This is a genomic window from Gellertiella hungarica (assembly GCF_014197145.1).
Lineage (GTDB): Bacteria > Pseudomonadota > Alphaproteobacteria > Rhizobiales > Rhizobiaceae > Gellertiella > Gellertiella hungarica.
In genome coordinates this window covers 1-25130 of the sequence record NZ_JACIEZ010000012.1, presented here as the reverse complement: position 1 = coordinate 25130, position 25130 = coordinate 1, and the positions used below count along the sequence as shown (strand labels likewise).

At 65.2% G+C, this 25130-nt stretch carries 17 protein-coding genes and 1 pseudogene; 7 read left to right on the top strand and 11 right to left on the bottom strand.

What is annotated here, in order from left to right; genetic code table 11:
• Nucleotides 1–70 precede the first annotated feature (70 nt).
• The 3 genes from GGR23_RS19985 to GGR23_RS19975 form a co-directional block, all read right to left on the bottom strand.
• A complete protein-coding gene (locus GGR23_RS19985; protein WP_183368090.1) occupies nucleotides 71–865 on the bottom strand; it encodes a DUF3800 domain-containing protein in 795 nt (264 codons plus the stop codon).
• Between the two features lie 90 nt (nucleotides 866–955).
• Nucleotides 956–1237, bottom strand: coding sequence for an excalibur calcium-binding domain-containing protein (locus GGR23_RS19980; protein WP_183368193.1), 282 nt, complete (start codon nucleotides 1235–1237; stop codon nucleotides 956–958).
• 80 nt (nucleotides 1238–1317) lie between these two features.
• A complete protein-coding gene (locus tag GGR23_RS19975; protein ID WP_183368089.1) occupies nucleotides 1318–1545 on the bottom strand; it encodes a DUF1674 domain-containing protein in 228 nt (75 codons plus the stop codon).
• 105 nt (nucleotides 1546–1650) lie between these two features.
• Here GGR23_RS19975 and htpX point away from each other — a divergent pair, with 105 nt between their 5' ends.
• From htpX to purH, 4 genes are all read left to right on the top strand, one after another.
• Nucleotides 1651–2616 (top strand): zinc metalloprotease HtpX, encoded by a 966-nt coding sequence (htpX, locus tag GGR23_RS19970; protein ID WP_183368088.1) that lies wholly within the window; start codon nucleotides 1651–1653, stop codon nucleotides 2614–2616.
• Nucleotides 2617–2657: 41 nt separating this feature from the next.
• A complete protein-coding gene (locus GGR23_RS19965; RefSeq protein WP_183368189.1) occupies nucleotides 2658–4028 on the top strand; it encodes an RsmB/NOP family class I SAM-dependent RNA methyltransferase in 1371 nt (456 codons plus the stop codon).
• Between the two features lie 104 nt (nucleotides 4029–4132).
• The gene (locus tag GGR23_RS19960) at nucleotides 4133–5812 is read left to right on the top strand and encodes a heparinase II/III family protein (RefSeq protein WP_382341438.1); all 1680 of its coding nucleotides are present in this window, start codon (nucleotides 4133–4135) and stop codon (nucleotides 5810–5812) included.
• A 142-nt stretch (nucleotides 5813–5954) separates the two neighbouring features.
• Nucleotides 5955–7571 (top strand): bifunctional phosphoribosylaminoimidazolecarboxamide formyltransferase/IMP cyclohydrolase, encoded by a 1617-nt coding sequence (purH, locus tag GGR23_RS19955; protein ID WP_183368086.1) that lies wholly within the window; start codon nucleotides 5955–5957, stop codon nucleotides 7569–7571.
• A gap of 282 nt (nucleotides 7572–7853) precedes the next feature.
• Here the strand turns inward: purH and GGR23_RS19950 are convergent.
• A pseudogene (locus GGR23_RS19950) lies at nucleotides 7854–9229 on the bottom strand (MFS transporter).
• Nucleotides 9230–9289: 60 nt separating this feature from the next.
• The gene (locus GGR23_RS19945; protein ID WP_183368085.1) at nucleotides 9290–14065 is read right to left on the bottom strand and encodes an NAD-glutamate dehydrogenase; all 4776 of its coding nucleotides are present in this window, start codon (nucleotides 14063–14065) and stop codon (nucleotides 9290–9292) included.
• Nucleotides 14066–14338: 273 nt separating this feature from the next.
• Here GGR23_RS19945 and pdxY point away from each other — a divergent pair, with 273 nt between their 5' ends.
• Both pdxY and GGR23_RS19935 read left to right on the top strand, forming a co-directional pair.
• Nucleotides 14339–15217, top strand: coding sequence for a pyridoxal kinase PdxY (gene pdxY, locus GGR23_RS19940; protein WP_183368084.1), 879 nt, complete (start codon nucleotides 14339–14341; stop codon nucleotides 15215–15217).
• Nucleotides 15218–15313: 96 nt separating this feature from the next.
• Nucleotides 15314–15955 carry a carbonic anhydrase gene (locus GGR23_RS19935; protein ID WP_183368083.1) on the top strand — a complete coding sequence of 214 codons (642 nt, stop codon included), beginning with the start codon at nucleotides 15314–15316 and terminating at the stop codon, nucleotides 15953–15955.
• A 75-nt stretch (nucleotides 15956–16030) separates the two neighbouring features.
• Here GGR23_RS19935 and GGR23_RS19930 read toward each other — a convergent pair whose 3' ends face one another.
• The 3 genes from GGR23_RS19930 to GGR23_RS19920 all read right to left on the bottom strand — a co-directional run bounded on the left by GGR23_RS19930 (nucleotide 16031) and on the right by GGR23_RS19920 (nucleotide 19303).
• Entirely contained in the window at nucleotides 16031–16849 is an 819-nt protein-coding gene (locus GGR23_RS19930) for a lytic murein transglycosylase (RefSeq protein WP_183368082.1), read from the bottom strand.
• Between the two features lie 153 nt (nucleotides 16850–17002).
• Nucleotides 17003–18037, bottom strand: a complete 1035-nt coding sequence (locus GGR23_RS19925; protein ID WP_183368081.1) for an aspartate-semialdehyde dehydrogenase — start codon at nucleotides 18035–18037, stop codon at nucleotides 17003–17005.
• 342 nt (nucleotides 18038–18379) lie between these two features.
• Complete coding sequence (locus tag GGR23_RS19920) at nucleotides 18380–19303, bottom strand: DUF535 family protein (RefSeq protein WP_183368080.1); 924 nt, start codon at nucleotides 19301–19303, stop codon at nucleotides 18380–18382.
• A 333-nt stretch (nucleotides 19304–19636) separates the two neighbouring features.
• Here GGR23_RS19920 and GGR23_RS19915 point away from each other — a divergent pair, with 333 nt between their 5' ends.
• Nucleotides 19637–21514 carry an MFS transporter gene (locus GGR23_RS19915; protein WP_183368079.1) on the top strand — a complete coding sequence of 626 codons (1878 nt, stop codon included), beginning with the start codon at nucleotides 19637–19639 and terminating at the stop codon, nucleotides 21512–21514.
• Nucleotides 21515–21722: 208 nt separating this feature from the next.
• On the opposite strand, the gene GGR23_RS19910 is transcribed toward GGR23_RS19915, so the two are convergent.
• The 3 genes from GGR23_RS19910 to GGR23_RS19900 form a co-directional block, all read right to left on the bottom strand.
• A complete protein-coding gene (locus GGR23_RS19910) occupies nucleotides 21723–22475 on the bottom strand; it encodes a phosphatase PAP2 family protein (protein ID WP_183368078.1) in 753 nt (250 codons plus the stop codon).
• A gap of 102 nt (nucleotides 22476–22577) precedes the next feature.
• Nucleotides 22578–23690 (bottom strand): 3-isopropylmalate dehydrogenase, encoded by a 1113-nt coding sequence (leuB, locus tag GGR23_RS19905; RefSeq protein WP_183368077.1) that lies wholly within the window; start codon nucleotides 23688–23690, stop codon nucleotides 22578–22580.
• A 265-nt stretch (nucleotides 23691–23955) separates the two neighbouring features.
• A complete protein-coding gene (locus tag GGR23_RS19900; protein WP_183368076.1) occupies nucleotides 23956–24357 on the bottom strand; it encodes a hypothetical protein in 402 nt (133 codons plus the stop codon).
• Nucleotides 24358–25130 lie beyond the last annotated feature (773 nt).

Genomic DNA, 25130 nt, shown 5'->3' with positions numbered 1-25130 from the left:
TGACCCAATCCAGTCCTGCTGGAGGGACAAGCTTGGAAGCTTGGGCGGCCCTTTCTGGGCCGTTTATTTTTTATGGCCGCCATATTCTGCCAAAACCATGAGGGGAGCTGTCGTCGGTACGGCGATAGTATTTTCGTTCTTCCAGTATGCGGACGATATCTGCGGCCATTCCCGCTAAAGGCGGACCTGAACCATATAAATGCTTTAGATGTGCCAGACAGCAACTCGCCAAGAGATCTGCAAACTGAAGGCCGATGTTTTCACTGGATTTCGGCTTGATCTTTATTTCCCGAGACGTCAGGCATTTCTGTAACCGATGTCCGGGAATGTGATCTGTGCCGTTTTCGAAGAAGTTCCGGTAGAGAGCCTTCAATTCACGATCAAGCCGTGAATTCGTTGCCTCTGCTTCAACGTCTCCCTGGCCACGGTTTCGGAGAAAGTAGAAGTAGCGCTCAACGGCATTGCCCACGAGAAGATCGTATACGCTACCCTGCCATTCAGGATGCCGGGCATAGAATTCCACTTTGTCAATTCCGACTGCAATAACCGAGAACTGCGCTCTTCTGAACATCGACAGACAATCTGCTTCCCAGCGCGCTCGTTTTGCGGGGTCATTCAGACAACCGAATATGCTCTCCCGGCCCGCACTTTTCATTTTCCGGAGGTGAAGGATAGGCAGACTGCCGTCTTCAAGTCGACCGAAATGACGCTCCCGAAGGCGGTCGAATCCCGGTCGGAACACATTTTCCAGGTAGTCATTCGCAAAAATGACACCCACTACCCCCGCATATCTTTGCTGCGGATGGTTAGAGGTAGAGTTGTGCACGTTTCCCGTATCGTCAACGAACATGCGGTAACGGGTCATATATCACCTGCGAGAAAGGCCGCAGGCAGTATTCTATTTTAGGCAAATAAAATAAACATTAACCTGGCTTGGCCGACGCAAGAGACGCCCTCACAGATCGCAGCCGATCTCCGCCTCGATGGCCTGCACCTCTGCCCGGCTGGAGCAGACGGTTTCGCAGGGGATGCCGTCTCCGTCGCGGTCGGCGCCGTAATAGCCGCCGCACCAGAGCTCCACCGCCTCGTAGCAGGAGCTCGCCGACTTGCAGGTCATTCTCACGGGAACGACCGGCAGGATTGCCTTTTCCCAGCGCGTTCCACGTGGAACATCGGCTGCGAGCGAGGCTCCCGCAAAAACAACCAGAGCAAGCATCGCCGTAAACATCCGCTTCATGAGTGCCTTCCCCCGTTTATGGGGGCAGAATATCAAGCGGCAAAAGCGTGTCTATATATCTGCTGAACGGTAAGGTTGTGTCAGAAGTCGATGGCGCGGCCATTGATCTCCCAGTCGCCGAAGCGCGAGGGATCGGCCCCGCCGCGGCCGCCATATTCCGTGGGCAGGCTCGCCTCCTTTTCGGCCTGGCGGCGGGCTTCGGCCTCCCGAAGGGCCCGTTCGGCGGCCGGCGAAAGAACCTTCGGTTTTTCGGCTGCCTGCTCCTGAACGGCAGATGGGGGATTGTTGTCATTTTCGGCGGGGGACATGGCTGCGCTCTTTCCGTTGAAATCGGTCCCGATATCACCAATCTATAGGGTATCGAGCGGCAATGAAAACCCCTTGCCGCCCATGGCGAAAGGAGCCACCCGCAGATGAACCTTGTCCGCACTGCCATGCTGCTGGCCTTCATGACCGCGCTGTTCATGGGTGTCGGCTACCTCATCGGCGGCCAGAGCGGCATGATGATTGCCCTTCTGGTGGCCGCCGGCATGAACTTCTTCTCCTGGTGGAATTCGGACCGCATGGTGCTCTCGGCCTATCATGCGCAGGAGATCAGCGAGGAGAATGCGCCGGAATTCTTCCGCATGATCCGGGATCTTTCGGCAAATGCGGGCCTGCCCATGCCGAAGGTCTATCTCTATGACAGCCCGCAGCCGAACGCCTTTGCCACGGGCCGCAATCCCGAAAACGCGGCCGTTGCCGCATCGACCGGGCTGCTCCAGATGCTGAAGCCCGAGGAAGTGGCCGGCGTCATGGCCCACGAGCTCGCCCATATCCAGAACCGCGACACGCTGACGATGACGATCACGGCGACTCTTGCGGGTGCGATCTCGATGCTCGGCAATTTCGCCTTTCTCTTCGGCGGCAACCGGGACGGCGAGAACCGCAGTCCCCTCGGCGGCATCGGCATCCTGGTTGCGATGATCGTGGCGCCGCTTGCCGCCATGCTGGTGCAGATGGCGATCAGCCGGACGCGGGAATATTCCGCCGACCGGCGCGGTGCCGAGATTTGCGGCAATCCGCTCTGGCTGGCCTCGGCGCTCGGCAAGATCGCCCGCGGCGCGGAGCATATCCCCAATGCGGATGCGGAGCGCAATCCGGCCACCGCCCACATGTTCATCATCAATCCGCTTTCGGGCGAGCGGATGGACAACCTCTTCTCCACCCATCCGGACACGGGAAACCGCATTGCCGCCCTCGAGCGGCTGGCGGCCGAGATGGGAAGCGGCTCGACGCAGCGCCCTCAGGCTGCTAATCCCACCCGCAAAGCGCGCTCCGTGCCCAACACGGCATGGGGACGCGGAGACAGCCAACCGCCCAAAGGACCCTGGTCTTGACCACTGAAAAGAACCGCCCCTCCCGCCGTCCGCCAGGCCGGATGAAATCCGGCTCCGGCGCGCCGAAGGGGGAGCGGTCCTCGCCGCCGCCTGCCAAGCCCGGTTTCGAGGCGCGGGCGGCAGCGGCCAAGATCCTTGCCGCCGTCGTCGATCGCAAGGTGTCGCTGGACGGCATGCTCGATCCCCAGAACGGCAACCCCGCCTACCGGGCCCTTTCCGATCAGGACAGGGCGCTCGTGCGGGCGATGCTCAACGCGACGCTCCGTCACCTGCCGCGCATCGAGGCGGCGCTCGACGCCATGCTCGACAACCCGCTGCCGGAAGGCGCGCGTGCGCTTCAGCATGTGCTGGTTCTCGGGGCCGCGCAGATCCTCTATCTCGACATTCCCGATCACTCCGCCGTCGATCTTGCCGTGGAACAGGCCCATGCCGATCCGCGCAACCGGCGCTTTGCCGGTCTGGTCAATGCGGTGCTGCGGCGCTTCGGGCGCCAGCGCGACAGGATCCTCGCACAGTCCGCTGCCGTGCCGGCCATGCCGGCCTGGTTCTTCGAGCGGCTCACCGAGGTCTATGGCGCCGATGAGGCCGCGCGCATTGCCGAGGCGCAGCTGACGCCGGCGGCCATCGATCTGACCGTCAGGTCGGATCCGCAAGGCTGGGCGGAAAAGCTTGGCGGGGTGGTGCTGCCGACCGGCAGCGTCAGGCTCCGGCCCTTCGACCGGCCGATCACCGCGCTCGAGGGTTTCGAGGCGGGGGAGTGGTGGGTGCAGGATGCCGCCGCCAGCCTGCCCGCACGGCTTTTCGGCGATCTCGAAGGCCGGCGCGTGGTGGATCTCTGCGCCGCACCGGGCGGCAAGACCGCCCAGCTCGCCGCGGCGGGGGCGAGCGTCACCGCGCTCGACCAGTCGGGAAACCGGCTGAAGCGCCTCGCTGCCAATCTCGACCGCCTGAAGCTCTCCGCCGAACTCGTCGAGGCCAACATGCTCGACTACCGGCCGGAAGAGCCTTTCGATGCGGCCCTGCTCGATGCGCCCTGTTCGTCCACCGGAACCACCCGACGCCACCCCGACGTGCTCTGGACCAAGGGTCCTGACGACATAGAAAACCTCGCCGCCCTGCAGGCGCGCATGCTGCGCCATGCCTGCGATCTCGTGCGACCGGGCGGGCTCGTCGTCTTCTCCAACTGCTCGCTCGACCCGAAGGAGGGCGAGGAGATGGTGGCGGCGCTTCTTGCCGAGCGCACGGACATGGAGCGCGTCCCGGTCTCCCCCGATCGCTGGCCGGGGCTGGAGGAAGCGGTCTCCCCCGAGGGCGCGCTGCGCACGACGCCCGCCATGATCCCCCCGCGCGACGGCGTTGCCGGCGGTCTCGACGGCTTCTATGCGGTGGTCCTAAAGCGTCGCGAAAGCTAGCCGGCGCAAGAATGAGAGTTCGATTCGTCTCTACCGCGTCTTGAAATGACGGGGCGCGCCACGCATTGTCGCGCGATGCGGGAATCAACTGTGAAGACATGAAGATACTGGCGGGCGGACAACTATACCGGGCATACCTGAGCGAAGCACGCCGCCGCGTCCATCGCAGCGTCGCGCTCACGCGCCTCAGGCTGTTCCGCGCCTCGGTGCGCGCGCCCGAACGGCTGATCGTCGCGCCGACGGATCTCAGGCCCATCGATGCCTTCGTGGCGGAGGAAATTCTCGAAGGCCGGTTTCCGCTGGCCGGCCGGGTTCTCGACACGAACGGCACCTCTCCCTTCTTCCTGGAGCTGCCCTCCCGCCCCTTCGCCATGCGGCTCCACGCCTTCAGCTGGATCCGGCATCTGCGGGCGCTCCGTTCGCCGGAAGCCTCCGCCGCGGCCCGCACCATCGTCAACCAGTGGCTCTCCACCCATGGGCGGGTGATCGACGGCATCGCCTGGGAACCGGAGACGGTGGCCTCGCGGCTCATTGCCTGGCTCAGCCACTCGCCGGTGCTGCTGAATGGTGCGGACACGGTCTTCTACCGGCGCTTTTCCCGCAGCCTCGTCTATCAGGGCCGCTATCTCGAGCGCCTCTGCGGCAGCGCGATCGAGCCGGAAACGCGCTTCCGCATCCGCATCGCGCTTGCCATGCTGACGCTTGCCGTGCCCTCGCGCGCCGGACAGATCCGCAAGGCGGCAGCCCGGCTCGACCAGGAGATCGAGGCGCAGATCCTCGCCGATGGCGGGCACGTCTCGCGCAATCCGCGCGCAGCCCTCGACCTGCTGCTCGATCTCCTGCCGCTTCGCCAGACCTACATGAACCTCGGCCACGACATGCCGCAGCGGCTGATCTCGGGCATCGACCGGATGTATCCGGCGCTGCGTTTCTTCCGGCATCAGGGCGGCGATCTCGCGCTGTTCAACGGCGCCACCGCGACGCTTGCCAACGAGCTGATGGCGGTCCTGCGCTATGACGAGACCTCCGGCCAGACCTTCAAGGCCCTGCCCCACATGGGCTACCAGCGCATGGCCTCGGGGCAGACTGTCGTCATCGTCGACAGCGGCATGGCCCAGGATCTCGAAACCTCGCGCACCGCCCATGCGGGCACGCTTTCCTTCGAGATGTCCGCCGGCAAGAACCGCTTCATCGTCAATGCCGGTTCGCCGCGCTTTGCCGGCAACCACTACCGGCAGATGGCACGGGCAAGTGCCGCCCATTCGACGGTGATCCTGAACGAGACCTCCTCGAGCCGGCTTTCGCAGTCGTCCTATCTGGGGCCCGTGATGGCCGAAGGGCCGAAGCATGTCACGGTGCGGCGCGAGGAGAGCGCCGAGGGCGAGGACCGCCTCGACATGAGCCATGACGGTTACGCCGGCCTCTTCGGTCTGGTGCATCACCGCCATCTGCGCCTGTCGCAGGGCGGCACGCGGCTTGGCGGGCGGGATTTCTTCACCCGTCCGGGCGGAGAAACGCCGGGTGCGGGCGAAACGGCCACCGCCATTGCCCGCTTCCATGTCCATCCCGCCATCGATCTCATCCAGGCGGGCCGCGACAGCGTCCTCCTGAAGGCGCCGGACGGGGAAAGCTGGCTCTTCTCCGTCGACGGACACGAGGCGGTGATTTCCGAGGACATCTTCTTTGCCGACGCCTCGGGCATCCGGGCCTCCGAGCAGATCGAGGTGCGGTTTTCCCTGGCAGAGCATGCGGAAATCGACTGGCAGTTCATCAGACAGAGATAGGCCGGTTTCCTCTTGGTCTCGCCTGTGCTAGGCGGACGCTCGGACGCATCAGCAACGCCGCATGGGAGGCAGAGCCGTGGCATCGCCACCGCGCCTTCCCCGGGCAGCAGCGGTTTCAGCGCGCACGCAGCAGGAGAGAGCCATGGCCATCGCATCGAAGAAGATCCCCGCCCCCGACAAGGTGAAGGTCCGCACGGCCTTGCTCTCCGTCTCGGACAAGACCGGCATCGTGGAGCTCGCCCGCGCGCTTCACGAAATGGGCGTGCGGCTCCTGTCCACCGGCGGCACCCACAAGGCGATTGCCGCCGAGGGCATTCCGGTCACGGACGTTTCCGATGTCACGGGCTTCCCGGAGATCATGGATGGCCGGGTCAAGACGCTGCATCCCCTGGTGCATGGCGGCCTTCTGGCGATCCGCGACGATCAGGAACACCAGGCGGCCATGGCGGAGCATGGCATCGGTGCCATCGATCTTCTGGCCATCAACCTCTATCCCTTCGAGGAGGTGCGGGCCAAGGGCGAGGATTACCCGACCACGGTCGAGAACATCGATATCGGCGGACCGGCCATGCTGCGCGCGGCGGCCAAGAACCACGCCTATGTCACCGTGCTCACCGATCCTTCCGATTATCCGGCGCTGCTGCAGAGCCTGCGCTTCGATGACGGCTGCACCTCGTATGAATACCGCAAGTCCCAGGCCGCCAAGGCCTTTGCCCGCACCGCGGCCTACGATGCGGCGATTTCCAACTGGTTTGCCGAGGCGCTCGGCATCGAAATCCCGCGCTACCGCGTCATCGGCGGCGTGCTGAAGGAAAAGATGCGCTATGGCGAAAACCCGCATCAGAGCGCGGGCTTCTACGTCACCGGCGAAAACCGCAAAGGCGTCGCCACCGCCACCCTCCTCCAGGGCAAGCAGCTGTCCTACAACAACATCAACGATACGGATGCCGCCTTCGAGCTGGTTTCCGGCTTCCTGCCGGAAAACGGTCCGGCCTGCGCCATCATCAAGCATGCCAATCCCTGTGGCGTGGCCGTCGGAAGCTCGCTCGTCGAGGCCTACAAGCGGGCGCTTGCCTGCGACCCCACCTCCGCCTTCGGCGGCATCATCGCGCTCAACCGGATGCTGGATGCGGAAGCGGCCGAGGAAATCATCAAGCTGTTCACCGAGGTCATCATCGCACCGGAAGCCTCGCCCGAGGCCTGCGCCATCGTCGCCCGGAAGCCCAATCTCCGCCTGCTCGTCACCGGCGGCCTGCCGGACCCGCGCGAACGCGGCCTTTCCGCCAAGACGGTCGCCGGCGGCCTTCTCGTCCAGACCCGTGACAACGGCATCGTCGAGGATCTCGACCTGCGCGTCGTGACCAAGCGCGCGCCGACGCCGTCCGAGCTCGAGGACATGAAGTTCGCCTTCAAGGTCGCCAAGCACGTGAAGTCCAACGCCGTCGTCTATGCCAAGGACGGCACCACGGTCGGCATCGGCGCCGGGCAGATGAGCCGCGTCGATTCCGCCCGCATCGCCGCCATCAAGGCCGAGGAAGCCGCCCGCCTCATGGGGCTCGACAAGCCGCTCACCGTCGGCTCCGCCGTCGCCTCCGAAGCCTTCCTGCCCTTCCCGGACAGCCTGCTCTCCATGGTGGAAGCCGGCGCTACCGCCGTCATCCAGCCCGGCGGCTCCATGCGCGACGACGAGGTCATCCGCACCGCCGACGAACACGGCATCGCCATGGTCTTCACCGGCATGCGCCACTTCCTGCATTGAGGGGATGGGGTGGGGGCACGGCTCCTTGCCTCGCACTATGTCGAGTTTGCCGTGCTGCACCCCCCTCTGCCCTGCCGGGCATCTCCCCCCTTGAGGGGGAGATGTCGGCGAAGCCGACAGAGGGGGGTGCGGCACGGCAAAGAAAACGCCGCGCGAGGCACCCATAATCTCCCCCCTCGCGGCGAGCGAAGCTCGTCCGCCTGGGGAGATGCCCCGGCAGGGGCAGAGGGGGGTGCGGTACCGCAAACCCAACGCCGTGCGGCGGTGCGAATCGACACAGCGTCACCGCCGGTCATCGGCGGGGTAGGGCGTGGCGATCAGCAGGACCAGTCCCGAGACGAGGAAGAAGAGCAGTGTTGCCATGCCGAAGCGGGCGGAATCGCTCCAGTAGGTGACGAGCGAGAAGGCGAGCGTGGCCATGAAGCTCGTCGCCCGGCCGGAAAGCGCGTAGATGCCGAAATAGCGGCCCGCCTCCTCGGGGCTGACGCTGCGGGCGAGGTAGGAGCGGGAGGAGGCCTGGACGGGTCCGAAGGAAATGCCGATCAGGAGTCCGTAGAGGATATAGGCCTTTTCCGCTGCGGTGCCGAAGACGCCGCCGCTGTCCGCCGTCGAAAGGGGGAGGAGGCCGAAGAGCGTATAGCCCGGGCCGGTCGAGATGACGCCGAGCGTCGCGACGATGAGAAGCACCAGGCAGAGGAGCACCACCCGCTTGGAGCCGGCGCGCAGGTCTACCCAGCCGGCGATCATGTTGCCGAAGATGGCGACCACGTTCAGCATGATGCCGTAGAGGCCGATCTCCATGGTCGCCCAGCCGAACATCCCGGCGGCGAAGGTGCCGCCCAGGATGAGCAGCCCGTTGACCCCGTCCTGATAGAGCATGCGGGCCACCAGGAAGCGCAGGATGCCTGCGCGGTGGCGCAGTTCGCGCAGCGTGTGCCCGAGCTCGGAGAGGCCGGCCGAAACCGCCCTGCCGATCGGCAGACCCTGCTTCGCATCCGGCGTGAAGAGGAACATCGGCAGGATGAAGACGAGATACCAGGCGGCCGAAAGCGGGCCGGTGATGCGCGCATCCTCCCCGGTCCCGGGATCGAGCCCGAAGAGCGGATCGGCACCGAGCAGGGTCTTGCCGGTATCCGGGTTGCCAGCCAGGAATCCGACGACGAAGATCAGCACGATCATGCCGCCGAGATAGCCGAGACCCCAGGCGATGTTGGAAAGCTTGCCTACCTCGTCCTTCGGAACGAGGCGCGGCATCATGGAATCGTTGAAGACGATGGAGAATTCCGCCGCGATCGAGGCAAGGATCATGGCGACGACGGGCACGAGCAGCGGCGAGCCGGGGGCGGCCTGCCAGAGGGCGCAGAGGCTGAGGATCTTGATCACCGCAAAGAAGGCGACCACGGCTTTCGCGCGCCGGACTGGTCGGCGATCGAGCCGAGAATGGGGGAGAAGATGGCAATGACGACGGAGGAGATCGTCGCCATGTTGCTCCACATGGCCTGCGCCCCGACCGGATCGTCGGTGAGGCGGGCGACGAAATAGGGCCCGAAGATGAAGGTGGTGACCACGGTGAAGAAGGGCTGTGCCGCCCAGTCGAACAGCATCCAGCCCCAGATGCCCCGCCGCGGTACGGCCCCGCTCTCCGGCGCCCTCGTCATCGCTTCCGTCACGTCATGCCCCCGCACCGCGTCTCGATGCGGGGGACTGTCTCATTTCACTCAGGCCAAGGCAAGGTCGCTCAGCATGCCGGCGGCAACCGTCAGCTTGGCGACGGTGGGCTCTCCGCTGTCGGTCACCGTCTTCAGTTCGGAGGAAAGCCGGGTAATCCGGTTCCGGTCCGCCTGCAGCCAGGCATCCAGCGGCGCCTTGTCCTTGCGGTGCTGGGTCAGCGCCGAGATGACGATCTGCTGCCGCGCGGCGGCGATCTGGTCGCGGGCGCGGGACAGCGCCATGCCCTCATAGGCGTCCGCCGGCGTGACATGGGCGGCTGCGGACAGCAGCCTGCCCACGTGGAAACGCTGCGAAACGGCCATGTAGGCCTCCGAGGCGCGGGCGAGCGAATCGCCGGTGCGCTCGCAGATCTGCATGATCTCGGGCACGATCAGCAGGGCGCGCAGCTCCGCCACTTCCGCGGCGAGCGCCGGGGGAATGCCGGCCGAGACGAAGGCCGTTTCGGTCTCCGCGATCTCGGCAGTCAGGTCCGCCGGCATGATCGAGCGCAGGATGGGTTTCAGCGATTTCACCGCCTGGGCCAGCTTCTGGCCGGCTTCCTCCATCGAGCTGCCCTGCATGCCGTTGCGCAGCAGAAGCCGGGTAAGTCCCGCAAAGATCGCGCCGATCTCGGCGTAGAAGCCGTTCTGCGCCTCCCCGCCGATCTGGTTGTCCAGCCGGTCGGCCTCGGTCCAGAGGCGGGCGAAATCGAAGCCCTCGCGGGCCAGCATCGCCGCGCGCACCACCTCGGCAGGCGAGACACCGGCGCTTTCGCTGAGATTGACGACGAAGCCGGGGCCGCCGCGGTTGATCACCTCGTTGGCCAGCACCGTCGCGATGATCTCGCGGCGCAGCCGGTGGCCGGCGATGTCGCGCGCATAGGTGCGCTGCATCTTGGCGGGGAAGTAGCGGGTCAGCACGCCGTTGAAGACCGGTTCGTCCGGCACGTCGCTGGCGGTCAGCTGGTCGAAGAGCACCAGCTTGGCATAGGAGAGCAGCACGCCGATCTCCGGCCGGGTCAGGGGCTTGTTGCCGGCATAGCGTTCGGCAAAGGCCGCGTCGTCGGGCAGCGTTTCCACCTTGCGGTTCAGCTGGCCCGCGGCCTCCAGCACGTCCATCAGCCGCCCGAGCTCGCGGCCATTGGCGGTGCCCTTGCGCGAGGTCAGCGAAATCGCCAGCGATTGCAGGTAGTTGTTGCGCAGCACCAGGCTTGCGACCTCGTCGGTCATGGAGGCGAGAAGCTGGTTGCGCTTGGCCCGCGTCAGCCGCTCGTCGCGCATGGCCGAGGCGAGCGCGATCTTGATGTTGACCTCGACGTCGGAGGAGTTGACGCCCGCGGAATTGTCGATGGCGTCGGAATTGCAGCGCCCGCCGGCCAGGCTGTAGGCAATGCGGCCGCGCTGGGTAACGCCGAGATTGGCGCCCTCGCCGATCACCTTCGCGCCCACTTCCGTGCCGAGAATGCGGATCGGATCGTTGGCGCGGTCGCCCACTTCCGCATCCGTCTCGCCCGGGCCCTTGATGTAGGTGCCGATGCCGCCGAACCAGAGCAGGTCCACCTTCGCCTTCAGGATCGCGGTCATGATCTCGAAGGGGGTGGCCGTGGTCTTGCCGATGCCGATCGCGGCGGCGGCCTCGTTCGTCAGCTTCACGGACTTTTCCGAACGGGAAACGATCATCGCCCCCTTTGACAGAACGTTGCGGTTATAGTCCTGCCAGCTGGAGCGCGGCAGGTTGAACAGCCGCTGGCGCTCGGCAAAGCTGCGCGCCATGTCCGGGTCCGGATCGATGAAGATGTCGCGATGGTCGAAGGCGGCGATCAGCCGGATCTTCGGCGAGAGCAGCATGCCGTTGCCGAAGACGTCGCCCGACATGTCGCCGACGCCCGCCACGGTGAAGGGCGTGGTCTGGATGTCGATGTCCATTTCCCGGAAATGGCGCTTCACCGCCTCCCAGGCACCGCGCGCGGTGATGCCCATCTTCTTGTGGTCGTAGCCGGCGGAGCCGCCGGATGCGAAGGCATCGTCCAGCCAGAAGCCGGCTTCCTGGGCCAGCGCATTGGCGGTGTCGGAGAAGGTCGCGGTGCCCTTGTCGGCCGCGACGACGAAATAGGGGTCGTCGCCGTCGAGACGCACCGTGTCCTTCGGCGGCACGACGTCCTGCCCCTCGATGTTGTCGGTGATCGACAGCAGCGTGCGGATATAGGTCTTGTAGGCATTGGTGCCGGCGGCGAAGATCTCGTCGCGGGTGCCGCTGGCGGGCAGCAGCTTCGGGAAGAAGCCGCCCTTGGCGCCCACGGGCACGATCACCGAATTCTTCACCTGCTGCGCCTTCACGAGGCCGAGCACCTCGGTGCGGTAGTCCTGGGCGCGGTCGGACCAGCGCAGGCCCCCGCGGGCCACCTTGCCGAAGCGCAGGTGGACGCCTTCCACCTCCACGCCATAGACGAAGATCTCGCGGAAGGGGCGCGGTTCCGGCAGCCCGTCCAGCAGGTGCGGATCGAGCTTGAAGGCCAGCATCGGGTTGGGCGTTCCGTCCGCCCGGCGCTGGAAGTAGTTGGTCCGGAGCGTCGCCTGGATGAGGTTGACGTAGCGGCGGAGAATCCGGTCCTCGTCGAGGCTCGGCACGGCGGCCAGTGCCGTCTCGATCTCCTCCAGATGCTCGGCGGTGCGCCTTGCCCTGTTCTTGTCGGTCAGCTTCGGATCGAACCGGTCGCGGAACAGCCGGAAGCAGGCGGCGGCGATGCCGGGATATTTAGCCAGAGTCTCGGCAATGTAATCCTGCGAATAGGCAATGCCTGCCTGGCGCAGGTAGCGCGCGAGCGCCCGCAGCACCATCGCCTCGCGGGCGGTCAGGCCTGCCAGGAGCACCAGCCGGTTGAAGGTGTCGTTGTCGATGCGGCCGTGGAAGGCATCGAGGAAGGCTTCGGTGAGGGCTGCCCCATGGGCCGCGAGATCCATCGGTTCGCCGCTCTTCGGCTCCAGTTCCATCACATGCAGCACCACGAGCCCCTCGGTCCGGTCCGGGCCCGTGCATTCGATGTCGAAGGTGCGTTCGCTGATGACGTTGAAGCCGAGATGCTCGAGCAGCGGCACGCGCCGCGAGAGCGCCAGATCCGTCTTCGCATGGTAGAGCCGGAGCGAGAGCAGCTTCGGATCGTCGGGCCGGGTCTTGAAGACGATGCTGACGGGCGTGCCGCGGAAGCAGGCAACGATGTGGTCGAGGTCTGCCACCGTCTCTTCCGGCGTGAAGGCCTCCTCGAAGGCCTGGCTTACCGCGATGCGCGGGGCATCCTCGCCGGCGAGCTGCTCGAAGCGCTCCGTCCAGCGCGCGGTGATCTCGCGGATCGCCTGTTCCAGCCGGGCCTGCGGGATGCGCGGCGTCTTGCCGCCGCTTCTGCCGATGATGAAGTGAACGCGGGCCACGCCGCCTTCGGGAAAGGCCGGGTAATAGGCCGAGACGCGCCCGTCATAGACGGTCTTCAGATACTGGCCGATGCGCTCGCGCACGGCGGAATTGTATTCCTCGCGGGGAACATAGACGAGCACCGAGACGAAGCGGTCGAAATGGTCGATGCGCGGCAGGACGCGCACGCGCGGACGGTCGGAGAGATCGTTGATCTGTTCGCAGAAGCTTGCCAGAAGGCCCGGCTCGATCTGGAAGAGATCGTCGCGCGGGTAGGATTCCAGCGTGTTCTGCAGGAGGCGGCCGGAATGGCTCGCGGGATCGAAGCCGAAATGGTCGACGACCTTCTCCACCTTTCGCCGCAGCAGCGGGATCTGCGAGGCGGGGCCGGTATAGGCCGTCGAGGTGAAGAGGCCCACCACGCGCAGCTCGCCGATCACGTTGCCGTTCTCGTCGAAACGCTTGATGCCGACATAATCCATGTAGGCGCGGCGGTGGACGACGGATTTGACGTTCGCCTTGGTCACGATGATGAATTCCGGCCCCTGCAGGAATTCGAGGATTTCGGGCGTGGTCGTCACCGCATCCTTGCCCTGGCGCAGCACCAGCACGTCCGGATCGGAGAGGATGCCGAGGCCCCTGCCCTTGCCGCGCTCGACCTTCGCTTTCGCGCCCTTGCCGGAATAGATGTATTCGCGCATGCCGAGGAAGGTGAAGTTGTCGCGCCTGAGCCAGTCGAGGAAGGCGAGCGTCTCGTCGCGCTCGGCCTTGCGGCGGCCGGGCTGGTAGGCCTGCAGTTCCGCCATGACGCTGTCGAGCAGCGAGAGCATCGGCTTCCAGTCGGCAATGGCGCCATGGACCTGCGAGAGCACCGTTTCCACGCGCTTCACCAGTTCCGCGCCCTGGCCGGGCGTCACCGGGGCGAGATGGAGCTGGATATGGCTCACCGCCCTGCCCTTCTCGCCGTTGCGGTCCGGATCGAAGGCGGAAAGGGTGCCGTCCTCCTGCTTCACCACGATCGGGTGGACGGCCAGGAAGATGTCGCGGTGGGTGGAGGTCACCTCGCCCATCACGCTGTCATAGAGGAAGGGCATGTTCCGGTCTGTCACGCTGAGCACCGAGACGGGAATGCCGCCGGGCTCCACCGTGTCGACAGGCGTGATGGTCACGCGGGCGTTTTCCCCGTCCCATCCGTCGAGTTCGGAGGCGGCATGAATGGCGGCCCGGGCCAGCATGTCCGCGGAGAAGGCTTCCAGGTCGTCGTTGCTGGCATGACCGAACAGGATGCCGGGATCCAGATGACGGCTCTCTGCCGCAAGCGCCAGCTTGCGGGCGCTGTCGATGAGCTTGTCACGTTTCGGATGGTTACGGGCTCCCATGGGTCTCCTCCTTACCGGGAATCAGTGTGGCAGGCGCGATTTCGGGGGGGAATCACGCGCGCCGTTGGACCATAGCGGGCAGTTCGCGCTTTTTTTGACCAAATTTCCAATTTTTTGCGTGTCAAAGCCCATATTTCCGCTAATTTCTTAAAAAATAGCGGTCGTTTTTGAGAATTTGTTTAAAGCTGACGCAAAATGCGCCTCTCTTTCGCGTTGACAGGCGAGGGGAAATGGACGCATCTCACGGCGGTGTCTCTGAGGCGGGAGCGGGCAATGAAGGGTGCGGCGGACAAGGGTGCGGTCATCGCCATCTCCAGCCACGTGGTGCGCGGCTCGGTGGGCAACCGGGCGGCCGTCTTTGCGCTGGAGATGCTCGGCCATCCGGTCTGGTCGCTGCCGACGGTGGTCCTGCCCTGGCATCCGGGCCACGGCCCCTCCACCCGCATGGTCTTCGGCGCCGAGGAATTCGACCGCGCGATCGACGATCTCCTGCGCGCACCCTGGCGGGGCGAGGTCCGGGCGGTGCTGTCAGGCTATCTCGCCAATGCCGCCCAGGCGGCCTCCATTGCCCGGCTGGTCGAGGGCCTGCGGGGGGAAAATCCTGGTCTCTTCTATGCCTGCGATCCCGTGATCGGCGATCTCGGCGGCCTTTACGTGGCGGAAGACACCGCCATTGCCATTCGCGACCGGCTGGTTCCGCTGGCATCGCTGGCCACGCCCAACCGGTATGAACTCGCCTGGATGGCGGGATCCGCCCTCGACAGCAATGCCGCGATCATGGAGGCGGCGCTCGCCCTCGGTCCGCCGCGCATGCTGGTCACCTCGGCCGTGCCGATGATGGCGGGCGGCACGGGCAATCTCTACCTCTCCGGCAAGACGGCGCTGCTCGCCGAGAACCGGCTGGTGGAGAATGCGCCGAACGGCCTGGGCGATCTGCTCGCGGCGCTTTTTCTCGCCCGTCTCCTGGAGGGGATGGAGGAGGAGCGGGCCCTGCAGCTGGCAACCGCCTCCGTCTTCGAGATCCTCGCCCGCACCGCCAAGACCGGCGGCGACGAGCTGGCGCTCGAGACCCATGCCGCCAGCCTTTCCACGCCCATGGCCATGGTGCAGATGCGCAAGCTTTTCCATCCGGCGCAGAAGAAGCGCAGCTGACCGCTTCGCCCGGGGTGGCGAAAAGGGTCGTTAATTCGTCGGATGACGGCGGTCCCAAGGTTGATCTTGGCGGGTGCAGCCTGTAGCTTCCGCCGCATGCATACGTTCCCCGACTATCTCATCGACGGCTACCGCAACTTCATGACCGGACGCTACAGCAGCGAACGGGAGCGGTACCGGGTCCTGGCGGACAACGGGCAGCAGCCGAAGACGCTGGTGATCGCCTGCTGCGATTCCCGGGCCGCGCCGGAAATGATCTTCGATTCCGGTCCCGGCGAACTCTTCGTGGTGCGCAACGTCGCCAACATGGTGCCCCCCTACGAGCCCGACGGCACCTATCACTCCACCTCAGCGGCGCTGGAATTCGCCGTCCAGTCGCTGCGGGTCAAGGATATCGTGGTGATGGGCCATGGCCGCTGCGGCGGCATCCGCGCCGCACTCGATCCCAATGCGGAGCCGCTTTCGCCCGGCGATTTCATCGGCAAGTGGATGGGGCTGGTCAGCGCCGCTGCCGAACAGATCCAGATGAACGACGTGATGACCCCCGGCGAGCGCCAGACGGCGCTCGAGCGCGTCTCGATCCGCAATTCCATCAGCAACCTGCGCACCTTCCCCTGCGTCCGCATCCTCGAGGAGCGCGGCAAGATCAACCTGCATGGCGCCTGGTTCGACATCTCGACCGGGGAGCTCTGGGTGATGGACGGCAAGACCGGCGATTTCCAGCGGCCGCAAGTCTGAGTTTTTTCGGCCTGCAGATACGGGAAGAGCCGGCTTTGCCGGCTCTTTCGTTTCGTCAGCTCGGGGCAGGCGGGCTTACTCGCCGTCGATCTGCTGGCCGATATAGGCAATGGCCTGCTGGTAGACGCTTGCGGCATTCCAGCCCTGCAGCGCGCCGAAATTGGGCTCGCCCGGCTGATAGCCGGCACCGGCGCTCCAGCCATGGCCGCGCAGGAAGTTTGCGGTGGAGGCCAGCGCATCGGCGCGCGACCGAACGAGGTCGATGTGCCCGTCGCCATCGCCGTCCACGCCGTATTTCACCACGTTGAGCGGCAGGAACTGCGTCTGGCCGATCTCGCCATGGGCCGCGCCCCGGGCATCGGGGCTCAGGTTGCCCTCGGCAACCAGCTTCAGCGCCGCATAGAGCTGCTCGGTGAAATAGGCCGAACGCCGGCAGTCATAGGCCAGCGTTGCCACGGCCGAGAGCGTGTGCTCCTTGCCCATGTAGCTGCCGAAGCCGGTTTCCATGCCCCAAATCGCGATCAGCGGGCCAGCCGGAACGCCGAAACGGCTTTCGATGCGGGCAAAGAGGGCCGCATTGGCGCGCTTGACGCCCTTGCCGCGCGAGATGATGGTCTGCCCGCCGCGCTTCTTCATGAACTGGTCGAAGGAGAGCTTGAAGCTCTTCTGGCCGCGGTCGGCGCGGATCGTGCCCTTGTTGTAGGCCACGTTGGCAAAGGCGCGGTCGAGAACCGAGGCACTGACGCCGTTGGCCGCCGCTTCCTGCTTGAATTCTTCCACCCAGGCGGGAAAGGCACCGCCGGTATTGCTGCAGGACGCAGCGAAGGCCGCTCCCGGTCCGAAGGCCATCAGGCCTGCTGCGATCAAAACTGCCCTGATCTTGCCGTTGCGCATTCCCATCCCCGTCATAGGTCTCCGTTCGGCTGGGGGCGCCATGCCCGGGGCCCGGCCCCGCGCCGGTCCGATCCAACTGCCGGAATTCAAAAAGCTTCGCAAAGTCCCGAAGGATTGCGAAGCTTTTAATCAAAACTGTTTACCAAATGGTAATCATGCTGCCTGCTTGCGCGACTTGATCAACCCGCGATTGATCAGAAGCTCGGCGATCTGCACCGCATTCAGCGCGGCCCCCTTGCGGAGGTTGTCGGAAACGACCCACATGTTGAGACCGTTCTCCACGGTCGCGTCCTCGCGGATGCGGGAAATGTAGGTGGCGTCTTCGCCGGCGCTTTCGTAAGGCGTGATGTAGCCGCCGTTCTCGCGCTTGTCGATCACCTGGCAACCCGGGGCCTCACGCAGGATGTCGCGGGCCTTGTCGGCGGTGATTTCGCTCTCGAACTCGATGTTGACCGACTCCGAGTGGCCGATGAAGACCGGCACGCGCACGGCCGTGCAGGTCACCTTGATCTTCGGGTCGAGCATCTTCTTGGTCTCGGCGAGAACCTTCCACTCTTCCTTCGTGTAGCCGTCTTCCATGAACACGTCGATGTGCGGGATGACGTTGAAGGCGATGCGCTTGGTGAACTTCTTGTTCTCGATCGGGTCCGCGACGAAGACGGCGCGGGTCTGGTTGAACAGCTCGTCCATGCCGTCCTTGCCGGCGCCGGAGACCGACTGGTAGGTCGAGACGACGACGCGCTTGATCTTCGCATAATCATGCAGCGGCTTCAGCGCGACGACGAGCTGCGCGGTCGAGCAGTTCGGGTTGGCGATGATGTTCTTCTTGGAAAAGCCCTCGATCGCGTCGGGGTTCACTTCCGGAACGATCAGCGGCACGTCGGCGTCGTAGCGCCAGGCAGACGAGTTGTCGATCACGACGCAGCCCTGCTGGCCGATCTTCGGCGACCACTTCTTGGAAACGTCGCCGCCGGCGGACATCAGGCAGATGTCGGTATCGGAGAAGTCGTAGTTCTCGAGGTTCTTCACCTTCAGCACCTTGTCGCCGAAGGAGACTTCCGTGCCCTGGGAGCGGGCGGAAGCCAGCGCCACGACCTCATCGGCCGGGAAACCGCGCTCTGCGAGGATGTTCAGCATTTCGCGACCGACATTGCCGGTGGCGCCTGCGACTGCGACTTTGAAACCCATTGTCTTGCTCTCTTTCTGTCTCTCCTCTTGGGTTGGGAGGGGAAAGCCGCGAGGGGGCGCCTCGGCGTTTTCCTTGTCCCCAGCCGGGCCGGGGAGAGAGCGGCAGGCCAGAGACGTCAGACGGTTTTCGTCGTCGTTTTGGCCGTGGTTTTGGAAGATACGGAAACAAATCGGTTCCCGCCGGCGAAGTGCGCCGGGTGATGTCTCTCAGCAAGGATCAGCAATGAGAACGGCATCTCGGGAAATTTCCTTTGTCTGCCGCAGGTCTTTACGACATTTTTCAATCGAGTCAAGCGGCTTTGCGGAGGGAGCGGCCACCGGTGCAGACCGCTTCGCTGCGGCTCAGCCCTCGCCGGGCTTTCCGCAGAGCAGTGCAAAACCGCAATCGAAGAACGCCTTCTTGGCCTCGTCGCGGCGCTTGTTGCCGGGCTCGGCCTCGGCGGGATCCTTGGCCGGAATCACGAATCCGAAGGGGCCGCCCTCGACGCCGCCGCGCTCGCGCCAGTAGTCGTCGTAGTCCGTCAGCATCCGGGAGCGACGGCGCTTTGCCCGGTAGTTGATCGGGTGGCTGTCATTGTCGATGGCGAGCATCTCGCCGGCGCCCAGCGAGCGGGCGATGCCGGCCGCCACCAGCAGCATGGCATCCTTCGGCCTCAGGCCGCCCAGATCGCGCGTTGCGGTGACGAGCGCCGTCTTCGGGATCTCGCGGCCCGGTCCCTGCAGGCCGCCGATGGCCACCGTCGGCTGGCCCCGGGCATCGCGCGCCAGGATGAAGGTGATCCGGCACAGCAGCACCCCGGTGGCCGCGCTTTCGAACCCGCCCGTCCATTCGCCCTCGTGGCGGGTGCCGCACTGGTCCGAACGCCGCAGCCAGACGATGTAGGCATCCTTCTTGCCCGCGATGCGCCCGAGCTCCACGCTCTCGCCCGCGAAGAAGGCCTTCCAGCGGTCGAGCGGCAGGCGCCCGGCGGCAAGCCGGTAGTGCTCCTCGAGCAGCGCCTCGCGGCCCTCGAGCGAATGGTTGAGGGTGAAATAGGCGCCGAAGGCCTTGCGCACCAGCTCGAGCGGCGGCGCGCCGAGCCCCAGCCTGCGCGAAAAATCCTCGATGAAGGCGATCCAGCGTGTGGTCAGCCGGTATTGCCAGAAGGAGCGGAAGAAGAAGACGACCGTATGCTTCCACGGATTGTGCCGGAACACGTCGCCCGTATAGGCGAGGATCCTGCCGGGTCCGGCGGGACGGAGGGGAGTGTCGAGGCTATCCGGCATGGCGTGCATTCTGGAGGTCGTGATCGTGCCGGTGGCGATCCAGCCGGTTTTTCAAGGCTTTCTCGCTAAGCCATCGCGCCAGTCGGGTCAAGTCTCGCGCCCTTTGCCCGAGGGGCGCGCCAAGGGGCTTCTGTGCGGGTGCAAAATTCGCGCCATGTGCCTGTTTGCACTGCAAAATATACGACTAAAGTCATAAACCAAAAGCATCTCTGACTCTCATACCTGTTTTCTGTCAGTCTTTTGTTAAGCGTGCCACTCCCGCAAGGGACAGCTTTCTGGAGGAGCTGAGCGGGCCGCCTTTTCGCCCCTTGGGCTTCTGCGGAGGACAGATTAATGGCTTACACAGCTGCCGCGGGTTCTCAGACCCGCCCCATGACAGCCGAAGAGAAGAAGGTGATCTTCGCCTCTTCGCTCGGCACCGTCTTCGAATGGTATGACTTCTATCTCTACGGTTCACTGGCGACCTTCATCGGCGCGGCCTTCTTTGCCGAGTTCCCGGAAGCGACCCGCAACATCTTCACGCTGCTGGCCTTTGCCGCGGGCTTCCTCGTGCGTCCGTTCGGCGCGCTGGTGTTCGGCCGCCTGGGCGATCTCGTCGGCCGCAAGTACACCTTCCTCGTGACGATCCTGATCATGGGTCTGTCCACCTTCCTCGTCGGTCTCCTGCCCGGTTCCGCCTCGATCGGCATCTGGGCGCCGGTGCTGCTCATCGTGCTGCGCCTGCTGCAGGGCCTGGCGCTCGGCGGTGAGTATGGCGGTGCGGCCACCTATGTTGCCGAACACGCTCCCGATGGCCGCCGCGGCTTCTACACGTCCTGGATCCAGACCACCGCGACGCTCGGTCTCTTCCTGTCGCTCCTGATCATCCTCGGCATCCAGCTTGCCCTCGGTAAGACCGCCTTCGCCGACTGGGGCTGGCGCATTCCCTTCCTCGTCTCCTCGATCCTGCTCGGCATCTCCGTCTGGATCCGCATGAAGATGAACGAATCCCCCGCCTTCAAGAAGATGAAGGAAGAGGGCAAGCAGTCGAAGGCCCCGATTTCCGAAGCCTTCGGCCAGTGGAAGAATGCCAAGATCGCGATCCTCGCCCTCTTCGGCGCCGTCGCCGGCCAGGCCGTCGTCTGGTACTCGGGCCAGTTCTATGCGCTCTTCTTCCTCACCAACGTGCTGAAGGTCGATGCACAGACGGCCAACATCCTCGTTGCCATCGCCCTTGCCATCGGCACGATGTTCTTCGTCGTCTTCGGCTGGCTGTCGGACAAGATCGGCCGCAAGCCCATCATTCTGGCCGGCATGATCCTGGCGGCGCTGACCTACTGCCCAATCTTCAAGGGCCTGACCACCTACGGCAACCCGGCTCTTGCCAATGCCCAGGCCACCATCCAGGCCACCGTGACCGCCAAGCCGGGCGACTGCAACTTCCAGTTCAACCCGACCGGTACGGCCAAGTTCACCACTTCCTGCGACATCGCCACCGCCTTCCTGACCAAGAACTCCGTGCCCTACAGCGTCGTCACCGATGCCGCTGCCGCGGATGCCGTGGTCAAGCTCGGCGATGCCACGATCACCAGCTTCGACGCCGTCGCTGCCGGCGAGGAAGCCAAGGCCAAGACCGCTGCCTTCGAAAAGCAGATCAACCTGGCCCTTCAGGCCGCCGGCTATCCGCTGGTCCGCGATCCGGCCAAGGTCGCCGAATCCAAGCTCGCCGGCTTCGTCGAGAAGAACCCCGAGCTGAAGCTCGACCTCGCCGCCATCCAGGCGACCGAGAAGACCATGGTTCCCACCGCAGCCGCGATCAAGGACAAGATCGTGACCGCCGAGGAAGCCGGTTCGGCAACCGAGATCCCGGTCTACACCATCCCCGGCGCCGGCGCCTTCAAGATGGTCTCCGATCCCGCCCAGGTGAACTCGACCATGATCGTCGTGCTCCTCACGGTGCTGATGCTCTACGTCACCATGGTCTACGGTCCGATCGCCGCCATGCTCGTCGAGATGTTCCCGACCCGCATCCGCTACACCGGCATGTCGCTGCCCTACCACATCGGCAACGGCTGGTTCGGCGGTCTGCTTCCGGCCACGGCCTTCGCGATGAGCGCCGCCAAGGGCGACATCTACTACGGCCTCTGGTACCCGGTCGTCATCGCTGCGGTCTGCGCCGTCATCGGCCTGATCTTCCTCAAGGAAACCCGGAACAACGACATCAACGCGTGATCCCGGATTTCATCGACAAGGCCGGGTAGCCCCTCGCTTCCCGGCCTCTGACCCGGCACCTCAGGTGCCGGGTTTTTTCTTGTCTGCGGCCCCTGGCCGCGGGCACCTCAGGTGCCGGGTTTTTTCCTGTCTGCGGCCCCTGGCCGCGGGCACCCCAAGTGCCGGGCTTCGGGGGGTCGGCCCCCGGATCGGGCGGCCGTGGCGCGGGTTATTGCGCGCGTGCTCCCGGCAGGCCCGTGCGGAACAGGATGCCGTAGCGGGCAAAGACGATCGCCATCATCAGCGCGAACCAGGCGCCCAGCGAAAAGCCGCCGATCACGTCGCTCGGGTAGTGGGCGACCACCAGCGTGCGGGTGGTGGCGAGGAAGAAGCCCAGCAGCAGGAAGGGCACGCGGAAGGCCGGAAACAGGATCGCCAGCGCCATGGCAAGCGCCCCGTCCGTGGTGGAATGGCCGGAGGGGAAGCTTTCGAAGGCATAATCGTGGGCGAAGGGCTGGAAGCCCATGGTGCCCATCTCGTCCATGTGCATGGGCCGGGCGCGGCCGATCGCGCACTTGGCAAGGTTGGCGATGAGGCCCGAGCCTGCCACCGAGACGAAGACGTAGAGCGAGGCATGGACCAGCCGGATCGCCCTGAACCGGTGCATGCGGGCACCGAGCCTGCGGCCGAGGAAATGCGAGCCGATGCCGATCACCGCGGCCGAGACGAGGATCCAGCCGGACTTTCCGGCATCGGTGATGTCGGCGGCGAAGTCGCGCAGCCATTCCGGGCCGGTGCGGGCCCATTCGATGGCGGGGCGGTCGAAGAAGAAGGCGGCCAGGGTGATCAGGAAAAGGGTGGCGACGGTCCAGCGCTTCCAGGAAATCTTCGGATGATGCGGCGCGTAGCGCCGGTATCGCTGGTCGAGTTTCCGGCGCCAGGCCGGAGAAGTCTTTTGCAGTCTGTCGTCCTGTTTCGGCAAGATGGCCTCCATCGGGGGGCCACGCGAAAGGAACGGGTGGCCCGGTGGGGGAAGACGCGCCCTGCCGGGCAATTCTTCCCCCAGACCGCGCCGTTTCGCTTCTTATTTGGAAATCCGGGCGAATTCCGCAAGGATGGCATCGCCCATTTCCGCGGTTCCCACCTTGCGGCAGCCTTCGGCCATGATGTCGCCGGTGCGGATGCCCTGGTCGAGTACGTTGGCGATCGCCTTTTCCAGGTCGTCGGCTTCCTTCACCATGTTGAAGGAGTAGCGCAGGCACATGGCGAAGGAGGCGATCATGGCGATCGGGTTGGCGATGCCCTGGCCGGCAATGTCAGGTGCGGAGCCATGGACCGGCTCGTAGAGCGCCTTGCGCTTGCCGGTCTTGGCATCCGGCGCGCCGAGCGAGGCCGACGGCAGCATGCCGAGCGAACCGGTCAGCATGGCGGCCACGTCGGACAGCATGTCGCCGAAGAGGTTGTCGGTGACGATCACGTCGAACTGCTTCGGCTGGCGAACGAGCTGCATGCCGCCGGCATCGGCCAGCATGTGCTCCAGCTGCACGTCCTGATATTTCGCCTTGTGGGTTTCGGTAACCACCTGGTTCCACAGCACGCCCGACTTCATGACGTTGCGCTTTTCCATGGAGCAGACGCGGTTGTTGCGGGTGCGCGCGAGCTCGAAGGCGACGGAGGCGATGCGCTCGATCTCGTAGGTGTCGTAGACCTGGGTATCGATGCCGCGCTTCTGGCCGTTGCCGAGATCGATGATCTCCTTCGGCTCGCCGAAATAGACGCCGCCCGTCAGTTCGCGCACGATCAGGATGTCGAGGCCTTCCACCAGTTCCGGCTTCAGCGAGGAGGCATTGGCCAGCGCCGGATAGCAGATCGCGGGCCGGAGGTTGGCAAACAGCTTCAGGTCCTTGCGCAGGCGCAGCAGGCCCGCTTCCGGACGCACCTCGTAGGGCACCGCATCCCACTTCGGCCCGCCGACGGCGCCGAACAGCACCGCATCCGCGTTCATCGCCTTGTCCATGTCCGCTTCCGAGATCGCCGCGCCATGGGCGTCATAGGCCGATCCGCCGACCAGACCTTCTTCGGTCACGAAGCCGGCGCCCTTGGTCTCGTTCATGTAGGCGATGATCTTGCGGACCTCGGCCATGGCCTCGGGGCCGATGCCGTCACCGGGAAGCAGGAAAAGCGAACGCGTCGTCATGGGGAAATCCCTCGTGGATGATTGGAGCATTGGGCCGGTTTCTTAAACCCCGGGGCAGGCCTGTCAAGCGCGGAAAGGCCCCGAAAAGTCCTGAAAACCCGTGATATCGGGCTCAATCCGCCCCTGCCCGCCCGCACTGCGCCGCCCGCGCCGCACCGCCCCGCCCGCACCGCCCCGCCCGCGCCGCCCCGGCCCGCCCGCGTTGCTTCGCCTCGGCGAGCGCGCCCTCGAAACGCGCGACGAGCTCCCGCCACGGTCTCGATCTCTAGGCCTCCTTCGCCGCCTTCCGTTCGGCGCGGTCCCGCCGGATCCGGTCCGCCATCAGTTCCCGCCCCGGCAGGCTCCCCTTCCGGCCCTGCGCCAGGACCTCCTCTATCCGGGCCAGCCCCTGCTGCAGTCTTGCCCACTTTTCGCCCGGATACCGCCACAGGCACTCCGTCATCAGCTCGATCGGCATGTCTTCCGGCCACAGACTTTTCTCCGGCCGCGTCGCCAGCGGTCCCTGGCATTGCCGCTTCCTGCGGCATTGCCGCACCGGACATATGTCAAACAGCCTGTCCGCCTCGGCCGCCTCCCGATACCCCACCTCCATGGCCTCCAGCCTTTTCAGTTCGCTCTCGGGCACCCAGGCCACCAGCTGCTCCCAGTGCACATGCCTTCCGTTCATCTCTCATCTCCCTTTCTGTCTTCCGGTCGGGTTTTGTATTGGGTTGAGTTTGCCGCACCGCACCTCCCCTTTGCCCGCAAGGCGTTGCGTTTGCCGTGCCGCACCCCCCTCTGCCCCTGCCGGGGCATCTCCCCCTCAAGGGGGAGATCGGAGGTCGAGTTTGCCGATGTGCACCCCCCTCTGTCCCTGCCGGGACATCTCCCCCTCAAGGGGGGAGATCGACCGTGGGTTTTATGGTTTCGCCAGACAACAAGCGTCTCATTTTGCAGAAACGGTGGCTGGGGACTTCCATCATAAACCCCATCCCGATCTCCCCCCTTGAGGGGGAGATGCCCGGCAGGGCAGAGGGGGGTGCGGTGCGGCAAACGCGGCGCTCAATCTCCCCCCTTGAGGGGGAGATGCCCCGGCAGGGGCAGAGGGGGGTGCGTATCGGCAAACTCGACAGTTCGCAGGGCAGAGGGGTGTGCGTTACGTCACACGCGGCGCTGCACGCCACCCAATCCCAGCCCCCCCTCCCGCTCGTCACGGAAGGGGGCGCCGTCATTCCCATTCCAATTCCCATGCGTCATCCTTCCCGCGCCCTTGGAAAGGCCGGGGGATGCATCATGTCCTTCCCTCGGGACACGAGGGGGTGGCCGGGGCGCGGGTGCACCTCGTATGAATAAGTATATGGCGCAATCCGCGCCCCGTTTCGGCTTTTGCCAACGCAACTTCGGTCTCTCTGCGCCCATCGCGCTCCTTCCGGGGTTTTCGCATGCCCCCGGCGGGGACTC